Genomic DNA, 272 nt, shown 5'->3' with positions numbered 1-272 from the left:
TGCTAAGGAAAACCAAGAGGTTATTCAAGAATTTCTGCAAAACCATCCCAATTTTGAACAGGTGACACTAGAACACCCTCAAACAGATATTATGGTGGATGGTTGCTTGTTGATAACCCCTGAACAGTATAAGACAGATGGCTTTTTCATCGGTCAACTTAGACGAAAATCCTAGAATAAGAGGAGGAAGTTGCTTAGCAACGATAAAAATTATGGAAATTGCATTACTTACTGATGTAGGACAGAAACGTTCGAACAACCAAGACTATATC

At 37.9% G+C, this 272-nt stretch carries 2 pseudogenes; both read left to right on the top strand.

Going from position 1 to position 272, the window contains the following annotated elements:
• Window positions 1-175, top strand: a pseudogene (locus tag C1G53_RS12885) (16S rRNA (cytosine(967)-C(5))-methyltransferase RsmB); the annotation flags it as partial.
• A pseudogene (locus tag C1G53_RS13640) lies at window positions 138-272 on the top strand (protein-serine/threonine phosphatase); the annotation flags it as partial. The pseudogenes C1G53_RS12885 and C1G53_RS13640, both read left to right, overlap by 38 nt.

The sequence above is a fragment of the Streptococcus suis genome (assembly GCF_002960445.1).
Classification (GTDB): Bacteria; Bacillota; Bacilli; order Lactobacillales; family Streptococcaceae; genus Streptococcus; species Streptococcus hyiners.
This window is presented reverse-complemented; position numbering and strand designations above follow the sequence as displayed.